Annotated in this window: 1 protein-coding gene; it reads right to left on the reverse strand. The window is 69.1% G+C overall.

The window, feature by feature from the left end; translation table 11 throughout:
- Nucleotides 1-160: 160 nt before the first annotated feature.
- Nucleotides 161-658 carry a TIGR04283 family arsenosugar biosynthesis glycosyltransferase gene (locus CGX12_RS19395; RefSeq protein WP_217898220.1) on the reverse strand — a complete coding sequence of 166 codons (498 nt, stop codon included), beginning with the start codon at nt 656-658 and terminating at the stop codon, nt 161-163.
- Nucleotides 659-721 lie beyond the last annotated feature (63 nt).

Below are 721 nucleotides of genomic sequence, written 5' to 3' on the forward strand. Positions count from 1 at the left end.
AGCTCCACCGGGCCGAGGGCCGCGGCCCGGCAATGGGCCAGGGTCGACATCAGCATGCGCCGGGCCAGGCGCGCCGCGCCCTCGGGCCCCAATGCCGGGATCAGCCGGGTCTTGGCCAGGCCGGCCAGGGGGGCCTTGGCGAAGACGATGATGCGGGTGCTCATCGGTAGGCCCTCGCCAGCGAGGCCGGGTCGGCGCCCCGCCAGTAGGCGAAGCGCAGTCGCCACATCAGCCATATGGTGCGAAACAGCCCCCGGCTTTCCCAGCGCCGGCCTGAGGTGTGCGCCTTCAGCCGGAGGCAGGCCGGCGGCCCCAGCCGCTTCAATCGCTTGCTGAGTTCGATGTCCTCCATCAGCGGTTGCTCGGGAAAGCCGCCGATGGCCTCGAAGCTGCTCCGGCGCACGAAGATGGCCTGATCGCCGGTGGCGATGCCGGTCAGCCGGGAGCGCAGGTTGATAAGCGCGGCCACCAGCTTCAGCAGGGGATGGCGGCCGGAAATGGTGATGTCGAAGCGGCCCCAGTGCCGGCGGGGCAGGGGCTGCTCCACCGCCGGCAAGGCCCCGGGCGGCAGCCGGGTGTCGGCGTGCAGGAACAGCAACAGCTCCCCCCGGGCCCTGCCTCTTATATAAAACCCCGAGCACACGAGGCACTCGCTCATATTGTTGACCGGCTTCTGTGTGATAACAGAAACGACACGACGTATATGCCCCGGTCGACCGTT

The organism is Zobellella denitrificans, assembly GCF_002237365.1.
GTDB classification, from domain to species: domain Bacteria; phylum Pseudomonadota; class Gammaproteobacteria; order Enterobacterales; family Aeromonadaceae; genus Oceanimonas; species Oceanimonas denitrificans.

What these genes read in the sequence shown, in the direction of transcription:
- CGX12_RS19395 (WP_217898220.1), bottom strand. Translation starts at nt 658, where the DNA reads ATGAGCGAGTGCCTCGTGTGCTCGGGGTTTTATATAAGAGGCAGGGCC.